This window comes from Lacinutrix mariniflava, from assembly GCF_001418015.1.
Taxonomy (GTDB): domain Bacteria; phylum Bacteroidota; class Bacteroidia; order Flavobacteriales; family Flavobacteriaceae; genus Lacinutrix; species Lacinutrix mariniflava.
The window spans coordinates 464038-483301 of the sequence record NZ_LIQG01000026.1 but is presented as its reverse complement, the minus strand read 5'-3'; the positions used below and the strand labels follow the sequence as shown (position 1 = coordinate 483301).

Genomic DNA, 19264 nt, shown 5'->3' with positions numbered 1-19264 from the left:
ATAAATTAATTTACAAAGATATGTTGATATGTGTATAGTACAAAAAAAACGGAACACTAAGATTAAATTAAAAAACCGATTGAAGCGAACTTCAATCGGTTTTAATTAATGTGTGTTTTCAAATTACAAACGGTCAACCTTTTTTAGATGACACAATATTAAAATTTATTGTTTTATAAACTTTAGTGATTGTATGTTTCCATCTTCGGTTTCAATATTTATAAAATACATATTACTTTGAAGACTAGAAACATTAATTTGTTTCTTATCTGTAACATTCTCTATAACTTTTTTTCCTAACATATCAAAAATAGTATAAGATTTAATAGCCTGTTTAGATTTTATATTTATTACATTATTACTCGGGTTTGGATATACACTTAAAACTCCTGTTTCGTCAATAGACTCCGTATTATCTTGATTAAATTCTCTAAACATAGACCTTAAGTAGTCTCTAGCTTCTTTTGTAAAAATAGTATCACCATTTGTTCCGCTTGTTTTTGCGCCATTTAATGTTAATTGGTAAGCCCAAGCCTCATCATAACAACTCTCGCAACAAGAAGGAACATACATACCAATAACGTATAACTTATTGTTTTCAAAATTATAATTTTGAAAGTTTGTAGTTAAACTCCATGCAGGATTTGTTGATGATGCAGGTAGTCCTTGAGAACTAAAACCACCTAAATTACTAGACCAAGACCAAGAGTTTGGTGCCATATTAGAGTTATCAATTGGTGGGTTAAACGGGAAAGATGTTAGCTCGTAAACAAACCAGTAATATTGATTTCCATTAGTCTGTTCTAAGCATTGTTCACCAACTAATAGCACATCGTCTGTATTAGAAATACTGTTAATAGATGCTGTAGTTTGTTGTGGGTATCCTTGATTTTGAACCGTTAAACTAAGTTCTTGATTTAGTTTTTCTTGTATAGAAATATCATCTATAGCTAAATCGTTTCCATCTCCATTTCCATCTTCTTTTAAATGAATTTTTACAACTAGTTCTTCGCCGTTTCCTGTAAAACATTCAGAAATTTGTTGCCAATCGCAAGGATTTGTAGCATCCGTATCAATTTTAGTCCAAGGATATAATGCACCATTAATTTCAATTTGAATTTCTGGAAATATATCAAAAGTACATTGTGGCATATTCTTAAAATTAGCACAAAGTTTATAGTTTTTTTCAGGTTTAACAGAAATGGTCTGTTCCCATATTACAGATGTTGTTCCAGTTGGTTGTTGCGTTCTTCCATTTACAACCATAAAGTTTTCGTTATTAGCATATAACGTAGAATCTTCACAAAAAGAATGGTCTGTAATAGACGCATTAAAATTAGATGCAGAGGTTACTACATCATATTCTCCAGGATATGTTGCAGTGGTTTGGTTGTATTCACTCTTAAAGTCGGTATCGCCAAATTCAAAGTTTCCATTTTTTACTAAATTTTCACCTTCACAGCAGTATGAACCTTCATTTGTAGGTTCGTTTACAACTAATGTACTATCACAGTCTTCGCTTATACAAATATTATCTACACCGTATATTTCGTTTCCGCTACCAACGTCTATATAATAACCTATTCCTTTTACATTTGTAATTAAGTTATCCCAATCTAACGAACTCGAAGTATTTATTACCCATTGCCCATCACTATTACTTGGAAGGTTTCCTGAAGAATCACTTAATCCTATAGGAGCACAAATTCTTACCCATCCTAAGCTTGTATCTAAAGGTATACTTAATACAAAAGTTGCTATTAACGTTGTATTAAGTGGATCAGAGCCATTATATATTCTTAAAGAATTTCCGTTTTGAGTTCCAACTTGAACATGAAACGATTTAAAATCATAACAAAAACATCCATCGTCTTGAACCATTTGCATCCAGTTTCCCGAATAATCAGTAGAATTATATGCCCAACTTCCACCATTACCACAGCTTCCATCATCTAAAATTAAAAAATTATCTCCAGCTCCATTTTGGCTACCGGTGTTTTGATATTTAAGGCCAGCATTAATTGTTCCCCAATTGTCAAGGACATTGTTTACGGCTGTACCTGTGCATCCAGGATATTGTAGTCCTGTTGTTGCATTTTGGTTAAATTGCTCACAAAAGGAGTTTTGTGCCTGCAGTGTCATTATCGACATTATAAATGCCAGATAAAATAATAGTTGTTGTTTTTTCATGATTAATAGTTTTAATTTACCTACTCTATAATTTTGGCTTTTCGGTTTCCGCCACAAATCAAAAGTCATGATAATCAAGTGGTTATGAAACAATTAATTTGTAAACCGTTTAGTTTAGTTTATTAAATTACAGTTTCAATAGATTAAGTGTAACAAGTAATAATCTTAATTTTTTTAAACAAAAGAGATCGTTCTTTACAATAGAAGAAGTTTTAATGCATATTTGTTAAAAGAAAAAAATAAAACTGTATTTTTAGCTGTTATCAGATTATAGTAAGAACAAGGAATGAACAATTTTAAAAACATACAATCTAAACTAGAGCAGTTTATTAGAAAATATTACACTAATGAGTTAATTAAAGGTGTGATTCTGTTTTTTAGTATTGGCCTGTTGTATTTACTTTTTACATTACTAGTAGAGCATTTTTTATGGCTTAGTCCAATAGCAAGAACCATTTTATTTTGGTTGTTTATAGTTGTCGAAATTGCCTTGTTTTCTAAGTTTATCGCGCTTCCTTTAGCAAAATTATTCAAACTTCAAAAAGGAATAAATTTCGAAGACGCTTCTCAACTTATTGGTAATCATTTTCCTGAGGTTAATGATAAATTATTGAATGTACTTCAGCTAAAAAACACAAATTCAGATTCTGAGTTGTTATTGGCAAGTATCGATCAAAAATCTGCCGAATTAACTCCAGTTCCTTTTAAACTAGCCATTAATTTCAAGAAAAACGCTAAATATTTAAAATATGCAGCCATTCCGTTGCTTATTATTTTAATTACAGCCATTTCTGGAAAATTAAATTGGTTTAGCGATAGTTATGAGCGCGTAGTAAATTACCAAACCGCTTATGAACCTCCAGCACCTTTTCAGTTTTTTGTTTTAAACGAAGATTTGCAAGCGGTCGAGAATAAAGAATTTCGATTAATTGTTAAAACAGCAGGAGACGTTGTCCCAGAAAATGCGCAAATTTCTTTTAATAACGAAACCTACTATTTGCAACAACGTGGAGTAGGAGCATTCGAGTATGTCTTCGAGCAACCTAAAAACAATATCACTTTTAATTTATCGGCAAATAAAGTAACGTCAAAACCATATACAATAACGGTTGCTCCAGTACCAACTTTATTAGGTTTCGATATGGTTTTAAATTATCCAAATTATACAAATAAGCGAGATGAAGTATTAAAAAGTACAGGAAACGCGGTTGTGCCAACAGGAACAAGTATTACTTGGAAATTAAGAACAAAAGCAACAGATTACGCTACACTTTATGCTAAAGACACTACGCAGTTTAAAAGCAATGAAAACGGACAGTTTTCTATAGGAAAACGCGTGTATCGTAATTTAGATTATAGTATTGCTACAAGCAATAAGCAACTTAAAGATTACGAGAATTTGGCCTTTAATATTCAAGTGGTTCGCGATCAATATCCAGAGTTAAAACTACAGTCTAAAGTAGATTCGCTAGATAAGCAATCTTTGTATTTCTACGGAAAAGTTAGCGATGATTACGGACTTAATAAGTTACAATTAGTTTATTATCCTACCGGAAAGGATACCGATAAAAAGATTGTTCCTATTACTATTTCAAAATCTAATTTTAGTGAGTTTGTAAGTGCATTTCCAAATAATTTAGATATTACTGAAGGTACCAGTTACGATTTATACTTCGAGGTTTTCGATAACGATGCTGTAGCGAAAAATAAGAGTACAAAAAGTAGTGTCTTTAGTTATAGAAAACGAACAGCAGACGAGGAGGAGAAAAAACAGTTGCAAGAGCAAAGCGAAACGATACAAGATTTAAATAAATCTTTAGATAATTTCGATAAGCAACAAGAAGAGTTAGAAGAGTTATCTAAAACGCAAAAAGAAAAATCTGAACTTAATTTTAATGATAAGAAGAAGTTTCAGAATTTTATGAAGCGTCAAAAGGAGCAAGATAAAATGATGCAGAAGTTTAATAAAAAGCTTCAAGATAATTTAGAAGAGTTTCAGAAGGATAATGAAGAGAAAGATCAGTTTAAAGAAGATTTAAAAGAGCGTTTAAAAGAAAATGAAGCGCAGCTTAAAGAAGACGAAAAACTAATTAAAGAGTTAGAAGAATTAAAAGATAAAATTAATAAAGAAGAATTTACTGCGAAATTAGAAAAGTTAGCAAAGAAAGCTAAAAGCCAAAAAAGAAGTCTGGAGCAAATGCTTGAGTTAACTAAGCGTTATTACGTGAGTAAAAAGATGGAAAAGATTGGTAATGAGTTAGATAAACTTGCGAAAGAGCAAGATAAGTTGGCTAACGAAAAGCCAAAGGAAAACACGAAAGAGAAACAGGACGAACTTAATAAGAAGTTTGAAGACATCCAAAAGCAGTTAGACGAATTAGAGAAAGATAATAAGGAGCTAAAGAAACCGGTAGATTTACCTAGAGATGAAAATAAAGAGGATAATGTAAAAGAAGATCAAGAAAATGCCTCAGAAGAATTAGATAAAAAAGAACAGTCGCCAAGCGAAGAGCAAAAGGAGAGCCAGAATGGTAAAGCTAAGAAAAAGCAAAAAGCAGCTGCTCAAAAAATGAAAGAAATGAGCATGAAAATGCAGGCTCAAATGGGACAAGCTTCTAAAGATGCTTTAGAAGAGGATATTGAAATGTTACGTCAAATTTTAGATAATTTAGTATTGTTCTCCTTTGATGAAGAAAAATTAATGAAACAGTTTAGAAGTATAGAGGTTAACCATAATGAATATGCTACGTATCTAAGAAAACAAAAAGATTTGCGTACTCATTTTGAGCACGTAGATGATAGTTTATTCGCAATGGCACTGCGTCAGCCAAAAATTTCGGAAGAAGTAAATAAAGAGATTTCTGATGTTTATTTTAATATTGATAAGGCTATGGCAGAGTTATCAGAGAATAATATTTATAAAGGTGTAGCTTCCCAACAGTATACTGTAACTTCTGCTAATAATTTGGCTAATTTCTTAAGTAACGCTTTAGATCAATTACAAAACGCGATGGGAATGCCGTCACCAGGACAAGGTCAAGGAGAAGGAGGAATACCACTTCCAGATATTATTATGAGTCAAGAGGAGCTTAATAAAAAGATGGAAGAAGGTACAAAGAAAGGTGAAAGCGGTAAGCCTAAGGATGGAGAAGGAAGTGAAGCTGGAGATAAGCCAGGAGATAAACCTGGAGACAAACCTGGAAAAGGGAAAAAACCAGGTGACAAAGGTGAAGGTGGAGAAGAAGGAGAGAATGGTAAAGGAGGAAAAGGGAAAAAAGGGAAAGACGGAAAAGGTGAGGGCGAAGGAAGTGGAGAAGGTAATGGCGAAGGTAAAGGTGGTCAAGGAAAAGGGCAAGATGGCTTTAATGAAGATGTAAATGGTGAGTTATATAAAATCTACCAACAGCAACAAATGATTCGTCAAGCGTTAGAAGAAAAGTTAGCTCAAGATGAAAAGGCAGGCAAAGGAACTTCTGCTGAAGCTAAAGAACTTTTAAAACAAATGGAAGATGTAGAAGGTGATCTTATTAATAATGGTTTTACAAATGAAACGCTTTCTAAAATGAATAATATTCAGCATCAGCTTTTAAAACTTGAAAAAGCGGCTTTAGAACAAGGACAAGAAAGTAAGCGTAAATCTGGAAGAAATAAAAAGGAATTTTCAAATAATACGAACAATCAAATTCCAAAAGCTAAAGAATATTTTAATACTACAGAAATATTGAATAAGCAAGCTTTACCTTTGCAACAAATTTATAAACAAAAAGTACAAGAGTATTTTAAACAGAAAAATGATTAGTTTTAACTACGAAAACGATTTTAAGCTTCCTAACGAGACTCAAATCTCTAATTGGATATCTACAGTGATAACTTCTGAGAACTGCAAAGAGGACGAGATAAACTATGTGTTTTGTGATGATGATTATCTTCATAAATTAAATGTAGACTTTTTAAACCACGATACATTAACCGATGTTATTAGTTTTGACTACTCAGTAGGAAAAACGCTACAAGGGGATATTTTTATTTCTACAGAAAGGGTAGCGGATAATGCAAAAGATTTTGAGGTAACTTTTCAAGAAGAGGTTCATCGTGTTTTGGTTCATGGTATTTTGCACTACTGTGGATATAAAGACAAAACAGAAGAGGAAGCAAAGTTGATGAGAGAGAAAGAAAACTTCTATCTTAATACGCTTAAATAGAATTCACTAATTCGCAGTATATTTGCGAACTTTTATGTTTTGATAAAAATTGTTTCACGTGGAACAATTAATATTAAAATCTAAATTATTTAATATAAAACCACATTAGAAACTTTGATTTGATCAAATGTTTCACGTGGAACAATTACAGAAATTTATGTTTAACGAAATTTACGACGTTATTGTTGTTGGAGGTGGTCACGCAGGAAGTGAGGCTGCTGCATCGGCTGCAAACATGGGAAGCAAGACTTTGCTTATTACGATGAATCTACAAAACATCGCACAGATGTCTTGTAATCCTGCTATGGGAGGAATTGCAAAAGGACAAATTGTAAGAGAGATTGATGCGCTTGGTGGTTACAGTGGAATTGTTAGTGATACTTCTGCTATTCAATTTAAAATGTTGAACAAATCTAAAGGACCTGCAATGTGGAGTCCTAGAGTGCAAAGTGATAGAATGCGTTTTGCAGAGGATTGGAGATTGCTTTTAGAGAAAACTAAAAATCTTGATTTCTATCAAGAAATGGTTTCAGGGTTAATTGTAGAGAACGGAAAAATTGCTGGCGTTAAAACATCTCTAGGAATTGAGGTTCGTGCAAAATCTGTAGTGCTTACTAATGGAACTTTTTTAAATGGCTTAATTCATATTGGAGATAAAAATTTTGGAGGAGGTAGAGCAGGTGAAAGAGCTGCAACTGGAATTACAGAACAGCTTGTTAATTTAGGTTTTGAATCTGGTAGAATGAAAACTGGAACACCTCCAAGAGTAGATGGGAGGTCATTAGATTTTTCTAAAATGGTAGAACAGCCTGGAGATGCAATTCCAGAAAAATTTTCTTATTTAGATATTACAAAACCATTAGAAAATCAACGTTCTTGTTATCTAGGTCATACTAGTGAAAAGGTTCACGACTTACTTCGTGAAGGCTTCGATCGTTCGCCAATGTTTAATGGAAGAATTCAAAGTCTTGGACCAAGATATTGCCCGAGTATAGAAGATAAAATAAATAGGTTTGCAGACAAAAATAGTCATCAGTTGTTTGTAGAACCTGAAGGGTGGAATACAGTTGAGATGTATGTAAATGGTTTCTCAACATCCTTACCAGAAGATGTTCAATTTAAAGCCATGCGTTCTATAGTTGGATTTGAAAACGTAAAGTTTTTTAGACCTGGTTATGCTATCGAATACGATTATTTTCCACCAACACAATTACAACATACATTAGAAACTAAGCTAGTAGAAGGCTTGTATTTTGCAGGCCAAATTAATGGAACTACAGGTTACGAAGAAGCAGCTTCTCAAGGTTTAATGGCAGGTATAAATGCAGCTTTAAAAGTTCAAGAAAAAGATCCTTTTATATTAAAACGTAATGAAGCTTATATAGGTGTTTTGGTCGATGATTTAATTACTAAAGGAACAGAAGAGCCTTATAGAATGTTTACATCGCGCGCGGAGTATAGAACGTTATTAAGGCAAGATAATGCAGATATTAGGTTAACGCCAAAAGGTTTTGATTTAGGATTAGCAAGCGAAAAACGTCTTCGTAGAATGGAGGAGAAGCATAATGCTTCTGATAAATTTGTACAGTTTTTTAAGGACACAAGTGTTACAAAAGAAGAAGCAAATCCTGTGTTAGAAGCCAAAGATTCTGCGCCTGTAAAACAGCAAGGAAAGATGCATAAAATATTTGCTAGACCAAATATTACTATTGATGATATGCGTAAAATTGAATCGGTAGACAGTTATATAAATGAACATAATTTAGATAGAGAGGTTATAGAACAAACGGAAATTCAAGTTAAATATGCAGGTTATATTGACAAAGAAAAGAACAATGCAGACAAACTTTCTCGTTTAGAAAACATAAAAATTCCTGCTAATTTCGACTACTCAAAGTTGCAATCGATGAGCTTAGAAGCAAGAGAGAAATTAAACAAAATACAACCTGTAACTATCTCTCAAGCGTCAAGAGTAAGTGGTGTTTCACCAGCAGATATTTCTGTTCTTTTAGTTTTTATGGGTCGATAAATAGGTGGTTTTTAATTATTGTTCCACGTGGAACAGATGTCGGTTTTAAATGAATTTTAATAAATTTAGTCTTCGTAAATCAATTAAGACTAATAAAAACAGTGATGAATTATTGACCTGTTTAAGACGATTTAAGAGTAGTGAAACGGTAATTATAGATGACACGATTGTAATTAAATATCAAGTATTTTATAATTTCACTTGTGATTTAAATGATTCAGAAGTAGAAATAACAGCTAAATTTAAAGACTATATTTTGGTTTTTTGTATTCTGTTTTTCTTTGTTTTTATGTTTGGAATGATTCAGAATGTTGGTTTTGCTTTCGGAATAATATGTCCATTAGTCTTCTTTTTCTTCGGTTATTATGTACACAAAAAAATGATGGAATCGATTATTGATGAAATTTCTGAGTTTATAAAATAAATTAAAACACTAAATAGATATATTATTTCTGTGAATAAGGTAAACAAAACATATATTAAAGTTAAAGATCATTCTGTTTCAGGAGAAGAATTTCAGTTAATAATTAACAAGGAATTTGGCTTTTTAGAAACAACGCCTCAGCCATCTTTAGACAACCTTTTTGGTTATTATGAAAGTGAAGATTACATTTCTCATACAAATAGCAAGCGTAATTTGTTTGAGAAAGTGTATCATTTTATTCGTAATATTTCATTAAAACGAAAACTTAAACTTATTAATTCATTTCAATCCGAAGAAAAAAAACTGCTAGATATTGGTTGCGGCACAGGAGCGTTTTTAAAAACGGCACAAGATAATGGCTGGAAAGTTTCGGGAATAGAACCTAATGAAAAGGCTAGAGCGATAGCAAATAAAAGTTGTAGTAATTCTGTTTTAGATACAGAAGAACTTAAAAATTATATAAATGAAAGCTTCGATGTTATTACATTATGGCATGTTTTGGAACATTTACCAAACTTAGAGAGCCAAGTCGCAACATTAAAAAAACTATTAAAACCAAATGGAACTTTGGTAATTGCTGTCCCTAACTTTAAAAGTTACGACGCATTGCATTACAAAAACTTTTGGGCTGCTTTCGATGTACCAAGACATTTATGGCACTTTTCTAAAGATTCAATTTCTAAACTTTTCTTAAAAGAAGGCATGAAAGTAGAGAAGACACTTCCTATGGTTTTCGATTCTTTTTATGTTAGTTTACTTTCAGAAAAATATAAAAGAAGTTTCTTAAAACTATTACCAGCATTTTTAATTGGTTTGCGTTCTAATATCAAAGCAAAACGCTCTGGAGAGTATTCTTCGCTTATTTATGTGATAAAAAACAGTAAAAACTGAATATTAGACATCTTAATTCTTTTGTTTTGTGTTCATTCGTATATTTAGTTGTCAATTTTTAGAAAGAGCCTTAAAACGCTTTATTTGAGCCCGTTTTTGATAATAAAAAACTATTGTTGCTAGAAATGTCTATAATAAATTCTTATAATAGCCTTTTAGTAAGATTTTTTGCGAATAAATTACTTCTCTTTTCTATTTTTGCTCAAAACATAAAATTATTTTAAAATGAAAAAAATAGTATTAGCGGTTATCGTTCTAATAACATTCGCATCTTGCCAAGAGCAAAAAATTGGATTTGTTGATAATGCAAAAGTGATTAACGATATACAAGAGAAAAAAGATATTGAGTCTAAATACGATGTTTTAAACGAATCGTTTAAATTACGTGCAGATAGTATAGGTAAAGGTTACCAAACCGAATATTTAGCACTACAAGCAAAGGTGGCTAAAATGTCTCAAAGTAAGCAGCAAGAAGCAGTTCAAGCGTTTCAAGCAAAGGCACAGCAGTTTCAGCAAATGATGCAAACAGAACAACAGCAATTGCAAACAGCTTACCAAACGGATATAGACTCTGTGATTTCTAAAATGAAAGTTACAGTAAAAGATTATGGTAAGGCAAATGGCTACAAATTTATTATTGGAGCTAACGAATCTACAGGTAACATCCTTTACGGTGATGAAGCATCAGATTTGTCAGGCTTAATGATTAAAGAAATAGACTCTAAGTATAGAAAATAATTAGACTATATTACTTTTTATTAAAAGCGCTAAACTACCATTTAGCGCTTTTTTTATGCCTTAAACTCTTATATTTCAGTACTCTTAAATAATTACCTATATTTAACGTAATAATTTAACGCTATTAATTATTCTATTTAAGATGATGAAAAACTGTTTACCATTCAGTTTCATTGTCTTTACTTTTTGTGGGCTTTTATATGCTCAAGAGGCTGTTCCTTTTAAAGTTCAAAACGAATTTTATATTTATGGGGACGCAACTGTTATAGGAAATAACATCTTAAGTAAAGACGTAAAAGAGCCATTTAACGATACATCTCTAACCAATGATGATATTGATATGGTCTTTGTTGATATTGATAATGATCCCTCTACTTTTAGCTCCAGTTCTGCGAGCCTTAAGCTACCTGATAATCATAAAAAAATTATTTATGCTGCGTTGTATTGGAGCGCAACATATAGTTATGAGCAAGGCTATAGACAAGAATCTAATGGTCAGTTTTTGTTTCAAGGTAAGCGAGTTCGTAAACGAGATGCTATTGACAACGTTCAATTAAAATTGCCAAATGGTGATTATAAAAAGATTAATGGAACTGTAATTTTCGATGGCGATCAAAACACGGATTTTGCTTTAAATTCACCTTATGTGTGCGTTGCAGATGTAACTAGATTACTTAAAAATGCTGACACAGTAAATGGAGACTATACAGTTGCAAATGTAAAGGCAACTAAAGGTTTCGTTTCTGGTGGAAGTGCTGCTGGTTGGTTGTTATATGTTGTTTATGAAAAGCCTTCAGAGAACCCAAAATATATTACCACTTATAATGGGTTTGCGCATGTTAATAATGCACCTCTAAAACTAAAATTTAATAATTTTAAGGCGTTAGAGAAAGGAGAAGTAAAGACAACACTCACGTTTGCGGCTTTAGAAGGAGATTCTGCGTTAATAGAAGATGAGTGTCTTTTAGTTAATCCTTTAGCGAAAAGAGTATCGCTTTTAAGTACGGAATTAAGGCCTAGTAATAATTTTTTTAATAGTAAAATAACGTACGATAATGAGGGTTTTAATAATAGATATCCTAGTAGTGAAAACACCTTAGGTTTTGATATTGTGTCTATGAATGTACCAAACGATTCTCAACCTATTATAGATAATACAACTACTGAAATTGAAATGGCGTTTAATACCGAATCTGATAGGTTTTATTTGTTTTTTGCCGCTTTTCAAACCGAGATTAGTAAGTCTTTTTACGAAGAAAAAAATAGTGACGCAGTAGTAGAAACGATAGAAGTAGAACAAACAAATAGGGTTGTTAATAATCAACCAGAGAAAAAAGAAAAGAGTCAAAAGAGTCAAAAGGGCAGAAGAAAACGAAGCAAGCCAAGGAAAGAAAACAAAGAAGATAAGGTAAAAAAGAGTGAATCTAGGGTAGAAGAAGAATTAGCTTTAAAAGCAAATGAAGTTAAAGAAACAGAAGTAAAACCGTCACAAAATATAGCGATTAAAGAAGTAGAAAATACTATAAAACCTTTATCTGTAAAGCAGGATGTGTATACCTCTAAAGCGGAATTATCTGAAACAAAAAACTATAAGCCAGTAGAAGTAGAGAAAGATAAACCATTGCCAATTTGGTTACAGAAAAAACAAAATGTAGAGATTATTTCTACCATAAATAAAAATGTTTATCAGCCAGATATTACTTTGAAACAATCAAATTATCATACTAAGTCATTGATAATGAATAGGGAGAACTACGAAAAGCTATTAACCAAAGAAGATTATGTTTACGAAACCCAAAAATTTAAGCGTATTCTAAATCAAGAACCATCATTAATTAACGGAGTAGAAAAAGGATATTATATAATTGCAGGTTTGCTATACAATCTCGACTATGCTATAAATTATCAAAAAGAGCTTCAGGATAAAGGTGTAAATTCTAAATTATTTAAAGATGTTTCTGAAGGTAAATTTTATGTTTATCTTTTTAATTCTGAAAATTTTTATGATGTTTTCATGCTTAGAAAAGCATTTATTAAAAGCGAATTTTTAGAGCAAGTTTGGATCTTGAATATTAATATAGAAAAACAGGTTATTAAAAAATTATAAAGTATTAAGTGTAGAAAGAAAAAGCCTGTTTTAAGATAGATATATTTATATTTTCGGCATTAAAAACTTCACCATCTGTTTGCATATAAAAGTCTTTCGTTCTTTTATTGCTTAGTACTAAAATACTATCTGTTTTAAACGTGTTTACTTTTTTAGCAGCTTGTACTTTCCCATTATATAATTTAGGTAAATTTTTAATAAAATCCCACGTATTAAAATTGGTTACATTGCTTATATCAAATAAACCATCTTTAGGATTTGGAGTATCTGTTAGTCGCATACCTCCACCAGAATAGGTGCATAACCCAACTAAAACCATTAAAGATCGTGTTGTAGACCTATTGTTTTTATATATAATCTCAACCTCAAAATTATTGAAGGTCAGTAAGGATTGACAAGCAGCAATAAAATAAGAAAGCTTTCCAAGGTGTTTTAGTTTTTCGGTTTTTTTAGCCACCAAACCATCAAAGCCAATTCCAGCAAGATTGTTAAAGTATAAAGACGGTTTCTTAGATTCTAAAAAATCTATTTTACCAATATCCTGAACTTTTATGGTGTCCTTTTTTATAAGCAGAATAGCCTCTTTTATTGTATTTGGAATGTTATACGTTTTTGCCCAATCATTACCTGTACCAATAGGAATTAAGCCAACATAAATAGCTGAAGATTCTACTTTTTTTTGAAGCATTAAGCCGTTAACAATAGCATGTAAAGTCCCATCACCACCAACGCAAATAATATTTCTAAAACCTTTATTCGCTGCGATTTCAACTAGTTTTGTTGCATGATTTCGATATTGAGTAAAAGTAAATTGAAAATTAAAATTGCTAGTTTTTAATAACGCTTCTATTTTTGGCCATAGTTTTAGGGCGGATCCATTTCCAGCTTTCGGGTTAATGATAACAAACCAATTGGAATGTTCCATTATTCAGATTTTTTATGAAGTAATCTAGTAAGTTTAATGGATAAATCGGTAAGAATTATTTTAGAATTACCGTTACGCTCGATATGGTAAATGGCATCTTGTAGTTCGTTAGAAATATCTAAAATATTATTGTTGTGAACAAAAGGAGCGAAGTTCTCAAGTTTAAATTTTTCACTTTTAATTTCCATATAAACTAAAGCGTCTGCATTATAATTTAGTAACAATGCTTGACGAAAAAAGTCTAAACAAAAATTTAAAAAATGTTTTTGTGTTTCACGACCTGTTTTAGCAATATCCTCACTCCATTTTATTAAATCGTGGATAGCAGCTTTATTTCCTTTAGCTTTAAAAGCAGCACGAATCCAGAAAATAAACCAGGTTTCAAACTGGGTGTCTTCACTATCATTGTAAACTAAATCGCAGGCTTTATTGTAATTTCCGTTGGCTTGATGGGCTATTTTGATTGCTACAGCTTCATTTAAACTATAGTTTTTAATTAGTGCATTTTTTATATCAATTTCAGCTAAAGGAGGGAAATGTAATAACTGGCAACGCGATCTAATGGTGTTGATTATTTGTTCTTCTTCTTCAGCAATTAAAATAAAAACAGTCTTGTTTGGTGGCTCTTCAATTAGTTTTAAAAGTTTATTTGAGGCTGCAGTATTCATTTTATCTGCCATCCAAATCAACATTACTTTATAACCACCTTCGTAAGATTTTAGAGCAAGAGATTTAATAATATCTTGCGCTTCGTCCACACCAATTTGACCTTGTTTGTTATCTACACCTAATTGCTTATACCAATCGAATAAGTTTCCATACGGTTGTTTGGTTAACAAATCTCGCCATTCTTCTAAAAAATGATTAGAAACAGGATGTCTTTTTATTTTATCGTTTGTAGTAACTGGAAAAGCAAAATGTAAATCTGGATGCGAGAAGTTTTTAAATTTCAGGTTACAAGCATTACCTTCTTGGCTGTTTTCTCCATCGCTATTAGAGCATAAAACATATTGCGCATAAGCAATTGCCATTGGTAAAGTTCCAGAGCCTTCCGGACCAATAAAGAGTTGAGCATGAGGTATACGACCATTATCTACACTTGTAGTAAGGTGTTTTTTTATATGTGTCTGTCCAATAATTTCACTAAAAAGCATAAAGCAAATATAGTTTATACTAGTTATAGTTTAAATTTAACGTAAAAGAAATCGCTTATTTTTATAAAGTATTGGCTTAAACGACAATTTTAAACACTTTATCCCAAAACGGTGTCATAGGATTTATATATATTTGAAGTGTAAAAAAAGTATCGCTATTTTTTTAAACATGAAATCAATATTTAATGAAGTTATTATTACTAATTTGTTTATCCTTTTTGGGATTTATTAACTGCTATTCGCAAGAAAAAGAGGCAGTTAAAGAAGATTTAGATTATGATGGTGTAGATTTTAAATCTGTAAATGAATTTTATATTTATGGCGATTCTAAAACTATTGGAAACAGTATTTTAGGGGAACATAAAACGGACGATTTTAATGATATGAATGTTATTAATGACGATGTAAAAATGAAATACATTGATATTGACAACGATAAATCGACCTTTAGCTCCAGTGCTGCCAAATTAAAACTTCCAGATAATTTAAAGAAGATTACTTATGCTGCGCTTTATTGGACAGCTACTTATAGTCTTGAACAAGGGAAAAGAAGAAAATCTAAAGATAGCTACGAGTATAGAGGAGATTTTAGACAAAGTAGTGCAATAGACACAGTTAAGTTTAAGACACCAAATGGTGAGTACCAAACCATTGGTGGAAAAATTTTATACGACGGAGCAAAAAATCCAACGCACGCCATAAACTCACCATATGTTTGTTTTGCAGATGTTACAAAAATACTTAGAGATGCCGAAGAGCAAAATGGAGATTATACTGTCGCTAATGTAAAAGCTTCTCAAGGTTATATTTCTGGTGGTAGTGCCGCAGGATGGATGCTTTATATTGTGTATCAATCGCCTACAGATAACCCTAAATATATAGCGTCTTACAATGGTTTTGCTTTAGTAAATAATCTACCTGTAGATATTACATTTAAAAACTTTAAGTCTGTAGATCAAGGCGATGTAAAAACATCTTTAGTGGTTTCTGCATTAGAAGGAGATATTACTTTATTGCAGGATGAATGTGCTATTATTAAAAAAGATGGCTCGTACCAATCACTTAGTAATGGTGTTAGAAATCAGCAAAACTTTTTTAATAGTAGTATTACAAATAATAGTCTACTAAATACCGACCGTATACCAAGTAGTAGAAACACCTTGGGTTTTGATATTGCAGAATTAGAGATACCTAACTACAATAACTCGATTATTGACAACAACATGAGTTCTACGACTTTGAGATTAAAAACACGCTCAGATCGTTTTTACATGTATTTTGCTGCATTTCAAACAGAAATTAGTCAAGACTTTTTTGAGGATGTAGTTGAAGAAAAAGAACCAGTTAGTAAAGTATCTATAATTGAACCAGAAGTTATTAGAACAACTCAAGCCGAAGTTAATAAAAGGAAATATGTTTGGAAACCACCAGGAAGGAAAGGTTTTAATTCTAAAGCTTTTAAGATATTGGTGGCAAAGCGTTCAGTACTATTTAGTGATGTTAGTAATGGATATTATGTAGTTACCAATGTGTTTTCAGAGCGGTCGCGTGCTAGAAAATGGGAAGGGTATCTTATTAAAAAAGGCTACACACCAATTACTATTACAAATCCCAGAAATGGCTGGCAATACGTAGCTATAATGCAAACAGAAAGTGCTAAAGAAGCATTTACAAAACAACAAGAATTAATTCAAGACTATCGTTTTAGAGATACTTGGATCTTAAAAGTAAACTTAGACTAAAATATTAAAAACACGATATGAAGACTTTAAACGATTTCAATTTTAATAATAAAAAAGCATTAATTAGAGTAGATTTTAATGTGCCATTAGATGCTAACTTTAAAGTAACTGATGCTACGCGAATTTCTTCTGCTAAACCTACTATAATTAAAATTTTAGAAGATGGCGGAAGCTGTATTTTAATGTCACATTTAGGACGACCAAAAGGAGCTCAAGACGAATTTTCTTTAAAGCATATTGTAAGTAAAGTTGAAGATATAATTGGTGTAGAAACTAAGTTTGTTTCTAACTGTGTTGGTACAGAAGCTGAAGAAGCTGCTGCAAACCTAAAACCTGGAGAAATATTAATTCTAGAAAATTTACGTTTTCATGAAGAAGAAACAAAAGGAGATCGTGACTTTGCAGAGAAATTATCTAAGCTTGGAGACATCTATGTAAACGATGCGTTTGGTACAGCACATAGAGCACACGCTTCTACAACTGTTATTGCTCAGTTTTTTCCTGAAAACAAATGTTTTGGTCTATTACTAGAGCAAGAAATAAATAGTATTGATAAGGTTTTAAAGTCAGACGATAGACCTGTTTTAGCAATATTAGGTGGTGCAAAAGTATCCTCTAAAATAACAGTGATAGAAAATATTTTAGATAAAGTAGATGATGTAATTATTGGAGGAGGAATGGCATTTACATTTGTGAAAGCACAAGGCGGAAGTATTGGAGATTCCTTAGTAGAAGACGATAAGTTAGAAATGGCTTTAGATATATTAAAGCAAGCAAAAGCTAAAAATGTTAATATTCACCTTCCTGTAGACTCTATAATTGCCGATGCTTTTAGTAACGATGCAAATATTAAAGTTTGCGATATTAAAGTAATACCAGAAAACTGGATGGGATTAGATGCTGGACCAGAATCTAGAAAGCAATTTCACGAAGTTGTAATGAAAAGTAAAACCATTTTATGGAACGGACCTTTAGGAGTTTTTGAAATGGAAAATTTTGCTAATGGAACTATAGCGTTAGGAAACTCAATTGCCGAGGCTACTAAAAAAGGAGCCTTTTCTTTAGTTGGAGGAGGAGATTCTGTAGCTGCAGTAAAACAATTTGGTTTTGAGAAAAAAGTAAGTTATGTAAGTACTGGAGGAGGAGCAATGTTAGAAAGTTTAGAAGGTAAAACATTACCAGGAATCGCAGCTATTTTAGAGTAAAATAGCGTTTATACCATTCCTGATATTATTGCGTTATAGCAATTTAAATACAATTTTTTTTAAATGACATTAGTTTCAAAATATATAGGTGTATTGTTTTTTGTTGTCTTCGGATTTCAGTTGAATGCGCAAGATTCTTTAACCGTAAAAACGACACGACTCTCCGAGTCTGAATTAATTGCAGGCGAGAGTTATGTAATAGACACTATAATGGATGGTAAGGCCTTGTATAAACAATCTATCGAACCGATAAAGAAAATAGATTTAACCAAGGAGTTAGTAGACCATGAATTTGCTTCAGAAATAGATAAAAAGTGGATGGAAGAGCTGTATAGCACGTCTCTTTTCGATACTATTTATCGTGATGTAACAGATTTAAAATATGAAGCTGTTTACTACCCAGAACTATCTACCGATACTTTAAAAGCAAGGTTAGAGCGCTTAAATGCTAGAACACCTTTTAATGTAGAATACAATCCGCAATTAGAGAATTTAATTAAGCGTTGGTTAAAGACAAGACACCATTCTATGGAGCGTTTAATGGGATTGAGTAAGTATTATTTTCCAATGTTCGAGCGTGAGATGGATAACTACAATATTCCTTTAGAGATGAAGTATCTCTCGATAATAGAATCTGCATTAAAACCAAGAGCAAAATCACGCGTAGGAGCAACAGGTTTATGGCAATTTATGTTTGCTACAGGAAAACAGTATGGTCTTGATGTTAGTAGTTATGTCGATGAACGTAGCGACCCTATAAAATCTACAAAATCTGCAGCAACATATTTAGCAAAATTATATCAAATTTTTGGCGATTGGGATTTAGCATTAGCAGCATATAATTCTGGACCAGGAAATGTAAGTAAAGCCATAAGACGCTCTGGTGGATATAAAAATTATTGGAATATAAGACCAAATCTTCCACGTGAAACAGCAGGTTATGTTCCTGCTTTTTTAGCAACAATGTATATTTTCGAATATGCAGACGAGCATGGTTTTGTGCAACATAAACCTCAGTTTAATTATGTAGAAACCGATACGATTCATGTAAAACAAATGATTACTTTGGATCAAGTTTCGGAGTTTACAGGCGTAAAAATGGAGACACTGCAATTCTTAAACCCGTCTTATAAATTAGATGTTATTCCATACATAGAAGGAAAGAATTATACTTTAAGACTACCTAGAAATGTAGTTGGTGTTTTTGTAAATAATGAGAAAGATATGTATGCTTTCGCTAAAGAGGAATTCGATAAACGCGAAAAACCTTTGCCGCAGCTTCAAAATTCAGATACTAAAACACGTTATTCTGTAAGACAAGGTGATTATTTAGGTAAAATTGCAAGAAAATTTGGTGTTCGAGTTAGTCAGTTAAAACAATGGAACGGTTTACGAAGTAATAACCTAAAAATAGGGCAGAGACTAACTGTATATCCTCGAAATCCTTCTTCCGTAACAAAGACAGCCAGGAAACCTAAAAACACGGCAAACTTCACCGGAAAGACTTATAAAGTTAAGGAAGGAGACTCGTTATGGAGTATTTCGCAAAAGTTTTCTGGTGTTTCTGTTCAAGATATTAAAGATTGGAACGATATTAGTGGTACTAACTTAAAACTAGGCATGACTTTAAGGGTGTCTAAAAGTTAGTAATTCATCA

General features: G+C 31.9%; 13 protein-coding genes. 10 read left to right on the top strand and 3 right to left on the bottom strand.

The window, feature by feature from the left end; translation table 11 throughout:
- Positions 1–165: 165 nt before the first annotated feature.
- Entirely contained in the window at positions 166–2190 is a 2025-nt protein-coding gene (locus tag ASC44_RS09115) for a T9SS type A sorting domain-containing protein (RefSeq protein WP_161805012.1), read from the bottom strand.
- Between the two features lie 286 nt (positions 2191–2476).
- Here ASC44_RS09115 and ASC44_RS09110 point away from each other — a divergent pair, with 286 nt between their 5' ends.
- From ASC44_RS09110 to ASC44_RS09080, 7 genes are all read left to right on the top strand, one after another.
- Positions 2477–5989, top strand: a complete 3513-nt coding sequence (locus tag ASC44_RS09110) for a DUF4175 family protein (protein ID WP_055447291.1) — start codon at positions 2477–2479, stop codon at positions 5987–5989.
- Positions 5982–6392 (top strand): rRNA maturation RNase YbeY, encoded by a 411-nt coding sequence (gene ybeY / locus ASC44_RS09105; protein ID WP_055447290.1) that lies wholly within the window; start codon positions 5982–5984, stop codon positions 6390–6392. Before ASC44_RS09110 ends, ybeY begins: the two co-directional genes overlap by 8 nt.
- Positions 6393–6549: 157 nt before the next feature.
- The gene (gene mnmG / locus ASC44_RS09100; protein WP_055447289.1) at positions 6550–8421 is read left to right on the top strand and encodes a tRNA uridine-5-carboxymethylaminomethyl(34) synthesis enzyme MnmG; all 1872 of its coding nucleotides are present in this window, start codon (positions 6550–6552) and stop codon (positions 8419–8421) included.
- 49 nt (positions 8422–8470) lie between these two features.
- A complete protein-coding gene (locus tag ASC44_RS09095; RefSeq protein WP_055447288.1) occupies positions 8471–8845 on the top strand; it encodes a hypothetical protein in 375 nt (124 codons plus the stop codon).
- 30 nt (positions 8846–8875) lie between these two features.
- On the top strand, positions 8876–9736 hold the full coding sequence (locus ASC44_RS09090) for a class I SAM-dependent methyltransferase (RefSeq protein WP_152973309.1): 861 nt from the start codon (positions 8876–8878) through the stop codon (positions 9734–9736).
- A gap of 225 nt (positions 9737–9961) precedes the next feature.
- The gene (locus ASC44_RS09085) at positions 9962–10474 is read left to right on the top strand and encodes an OmpH/Skp family outer membrane protein (protein WP_055447286.1); all 513 of its coding nucleotides are present in this window, start codon (positions 9962–9964) and stop codon (positions 10472–10474) included.
- Between the two features lie 145 nt (positions 10475–10619).
- Positions 10620–12581, top strand: coding sequence for a hypothetical protein (locus ASC44_RS09080; RefSeq protein WP_055447285.1), 1962 nt, complete (start codon positions 10620–10622; stop codon positions 12579–12581).
- A 4-nt stretch (positions 12582–12585) separates the two neighbouring features.
- Here the strand turns inward: ASC44_RS09080 and ASC44_RS09075 are convergent, their stop codons facing one another.
- Positions 12586–13506 (bottom strand): diacylglycerol/lipid kinase family protein, encoded by a 921-nt coding sequence (locus ASC44_RS09075; RefSeq protein ID WP_241491423.1) that lies wholly within the window; start codon positions 13504–13506, stop codon positions 12586–12588.
- Positions 13506–14660 (bottom strand): DNA polymerase III subunit, encoded by a 1155-nt coding sequence (locus ASC44_RS09070; RefSeq protein ID WP_055447283.1) that lies wholly within the window; start codon positions 14658–14660, stop codon positions 13506–13508. Before ASC44_RS09070 ends, ASC44_RS09075 begins: the two co-directional genes overlap by 1 nt.
- A gap of 185 nt (positions 14661–14845) precedes the next feature.
- Here ASC44_RS09070 and ASC44_RS09065 point away from each other — a divergent pair, with 185 nt between their 5' ends.
- From ASC44_RS09065 to ASC44_RS09055, 3 genes are all read left to right on the top strand, one after another.
- On the top strand, positions 14846–16402 hold the full coding sequence (locus ASC44_RS09065) for a hypothetical protein (protein ID WP_152973308.1): 1557 nt from the start codon (positions 14846–14848) through the stop codon (positions 16400–16402).
- A gap of 17 nt (positions 16403–16419) precedes the next feature.
- Positions 16420–17607 (top strand): phosphoglycerate kinase, encoded by a 1188-nt coding sequence (locus ASC44_RS09060; RefSeq protein WP_055447281.1) that lies wholly within the window; start codon positions 16420–16422, stop codon positions 17605–17607.
- Between the two features lie 63 nt (positions 17608–17670).
- Positions 17671–19254, top strand: a complete 1584-nt coding sequence (locus tag ASC44_RS09055) for a LysM peptidoglycan-binding domain-containing protein (protein WP_055447280.1) — start codon at positions 17671–17673, stop codon at positions 19252–19254.
- Positions 19255–19264 lie beyond the last annotated feature (10 nt).

Coding starts and splice junctions, on each gene's coding strand:
- ASC44_RS09110 (WP_055447291.1), top strand. CDS start 2,477: ATGAACAATTTTAAAAACATACAATCTAAACTAGAGCAGTTTATTAGA.
- ASC44_RS09075 (WP_241491423.1), bottom strand. CDS start 13,506: ATGGAACATTCCAATTGGTTTGTTATCATTAACCCGAAAGCTGGAAAT.
- ASC44_RS09080 (WP_055447285.1), top strand. CDS start 10,620: ATGAAAAACTGTTTACCATTCAGTTTCATTGTCTTTACTTTTTGTGGG.
- ASC44_RS09115 (WP_161805012.1), bottom strand. CDS start 2,190: ATGAAAAAACAACAACTATTATTTTATCTGGCATTTATAATGTCGATA.
- ASC44_RS09095 (WP_055447288.1), top strand. CDS start 8,471: ATGAATTTTAATAAATTTAGTCTTCGTAAATCAATTAAGACTAATAAA.
- ASC44_RS09070 (WP_055447283.1), bottom strand. CDS start 14,660: ATGCTTTTTAGTGAAATTATTGGACAGACACATATAAAAAAACACCTT.
- ASC44_RS09055 (WP_055447280.1), top strand. CDS start 17,671: ATGACATTAGTTTCAAAATATATAGGTGTATTGTTTTTTGTTGTCTTC.
- mnmG (WP_055447289.1), top strand. CDS start 6,550: ATGTTTAACGAAATTTACGACGTTATTGTTGTTGGAGGTGGTCACGCA.
- ASC44_RS09085 (WP_055447286.1), top strand. CDS start 9,962: ATGAAAAAAATAGTATTAGCGGTTATCGTTCTAATAACATTCGCATCT.
- ybeY (WP_055447290.1), top strand. CDS start 5,982: ATGATTAGTTTTAACTACGAAAACGATTTTAAGCTTCCTAACGAGACT.
- ASC44_RS09060 (WP_055447281.1), top strand. CDS start 16,420: ATGAAGACTTTAAACGATTTCAATTTTAATAATAAAAAAGCATTAATT.
- ASC44_RS09065 (WP_152973308.1), top strand. CDS start 14,846: ATGAAGTTATTATTACTAATTTGTTTATCCTTTTTGGGATTTATTAAC.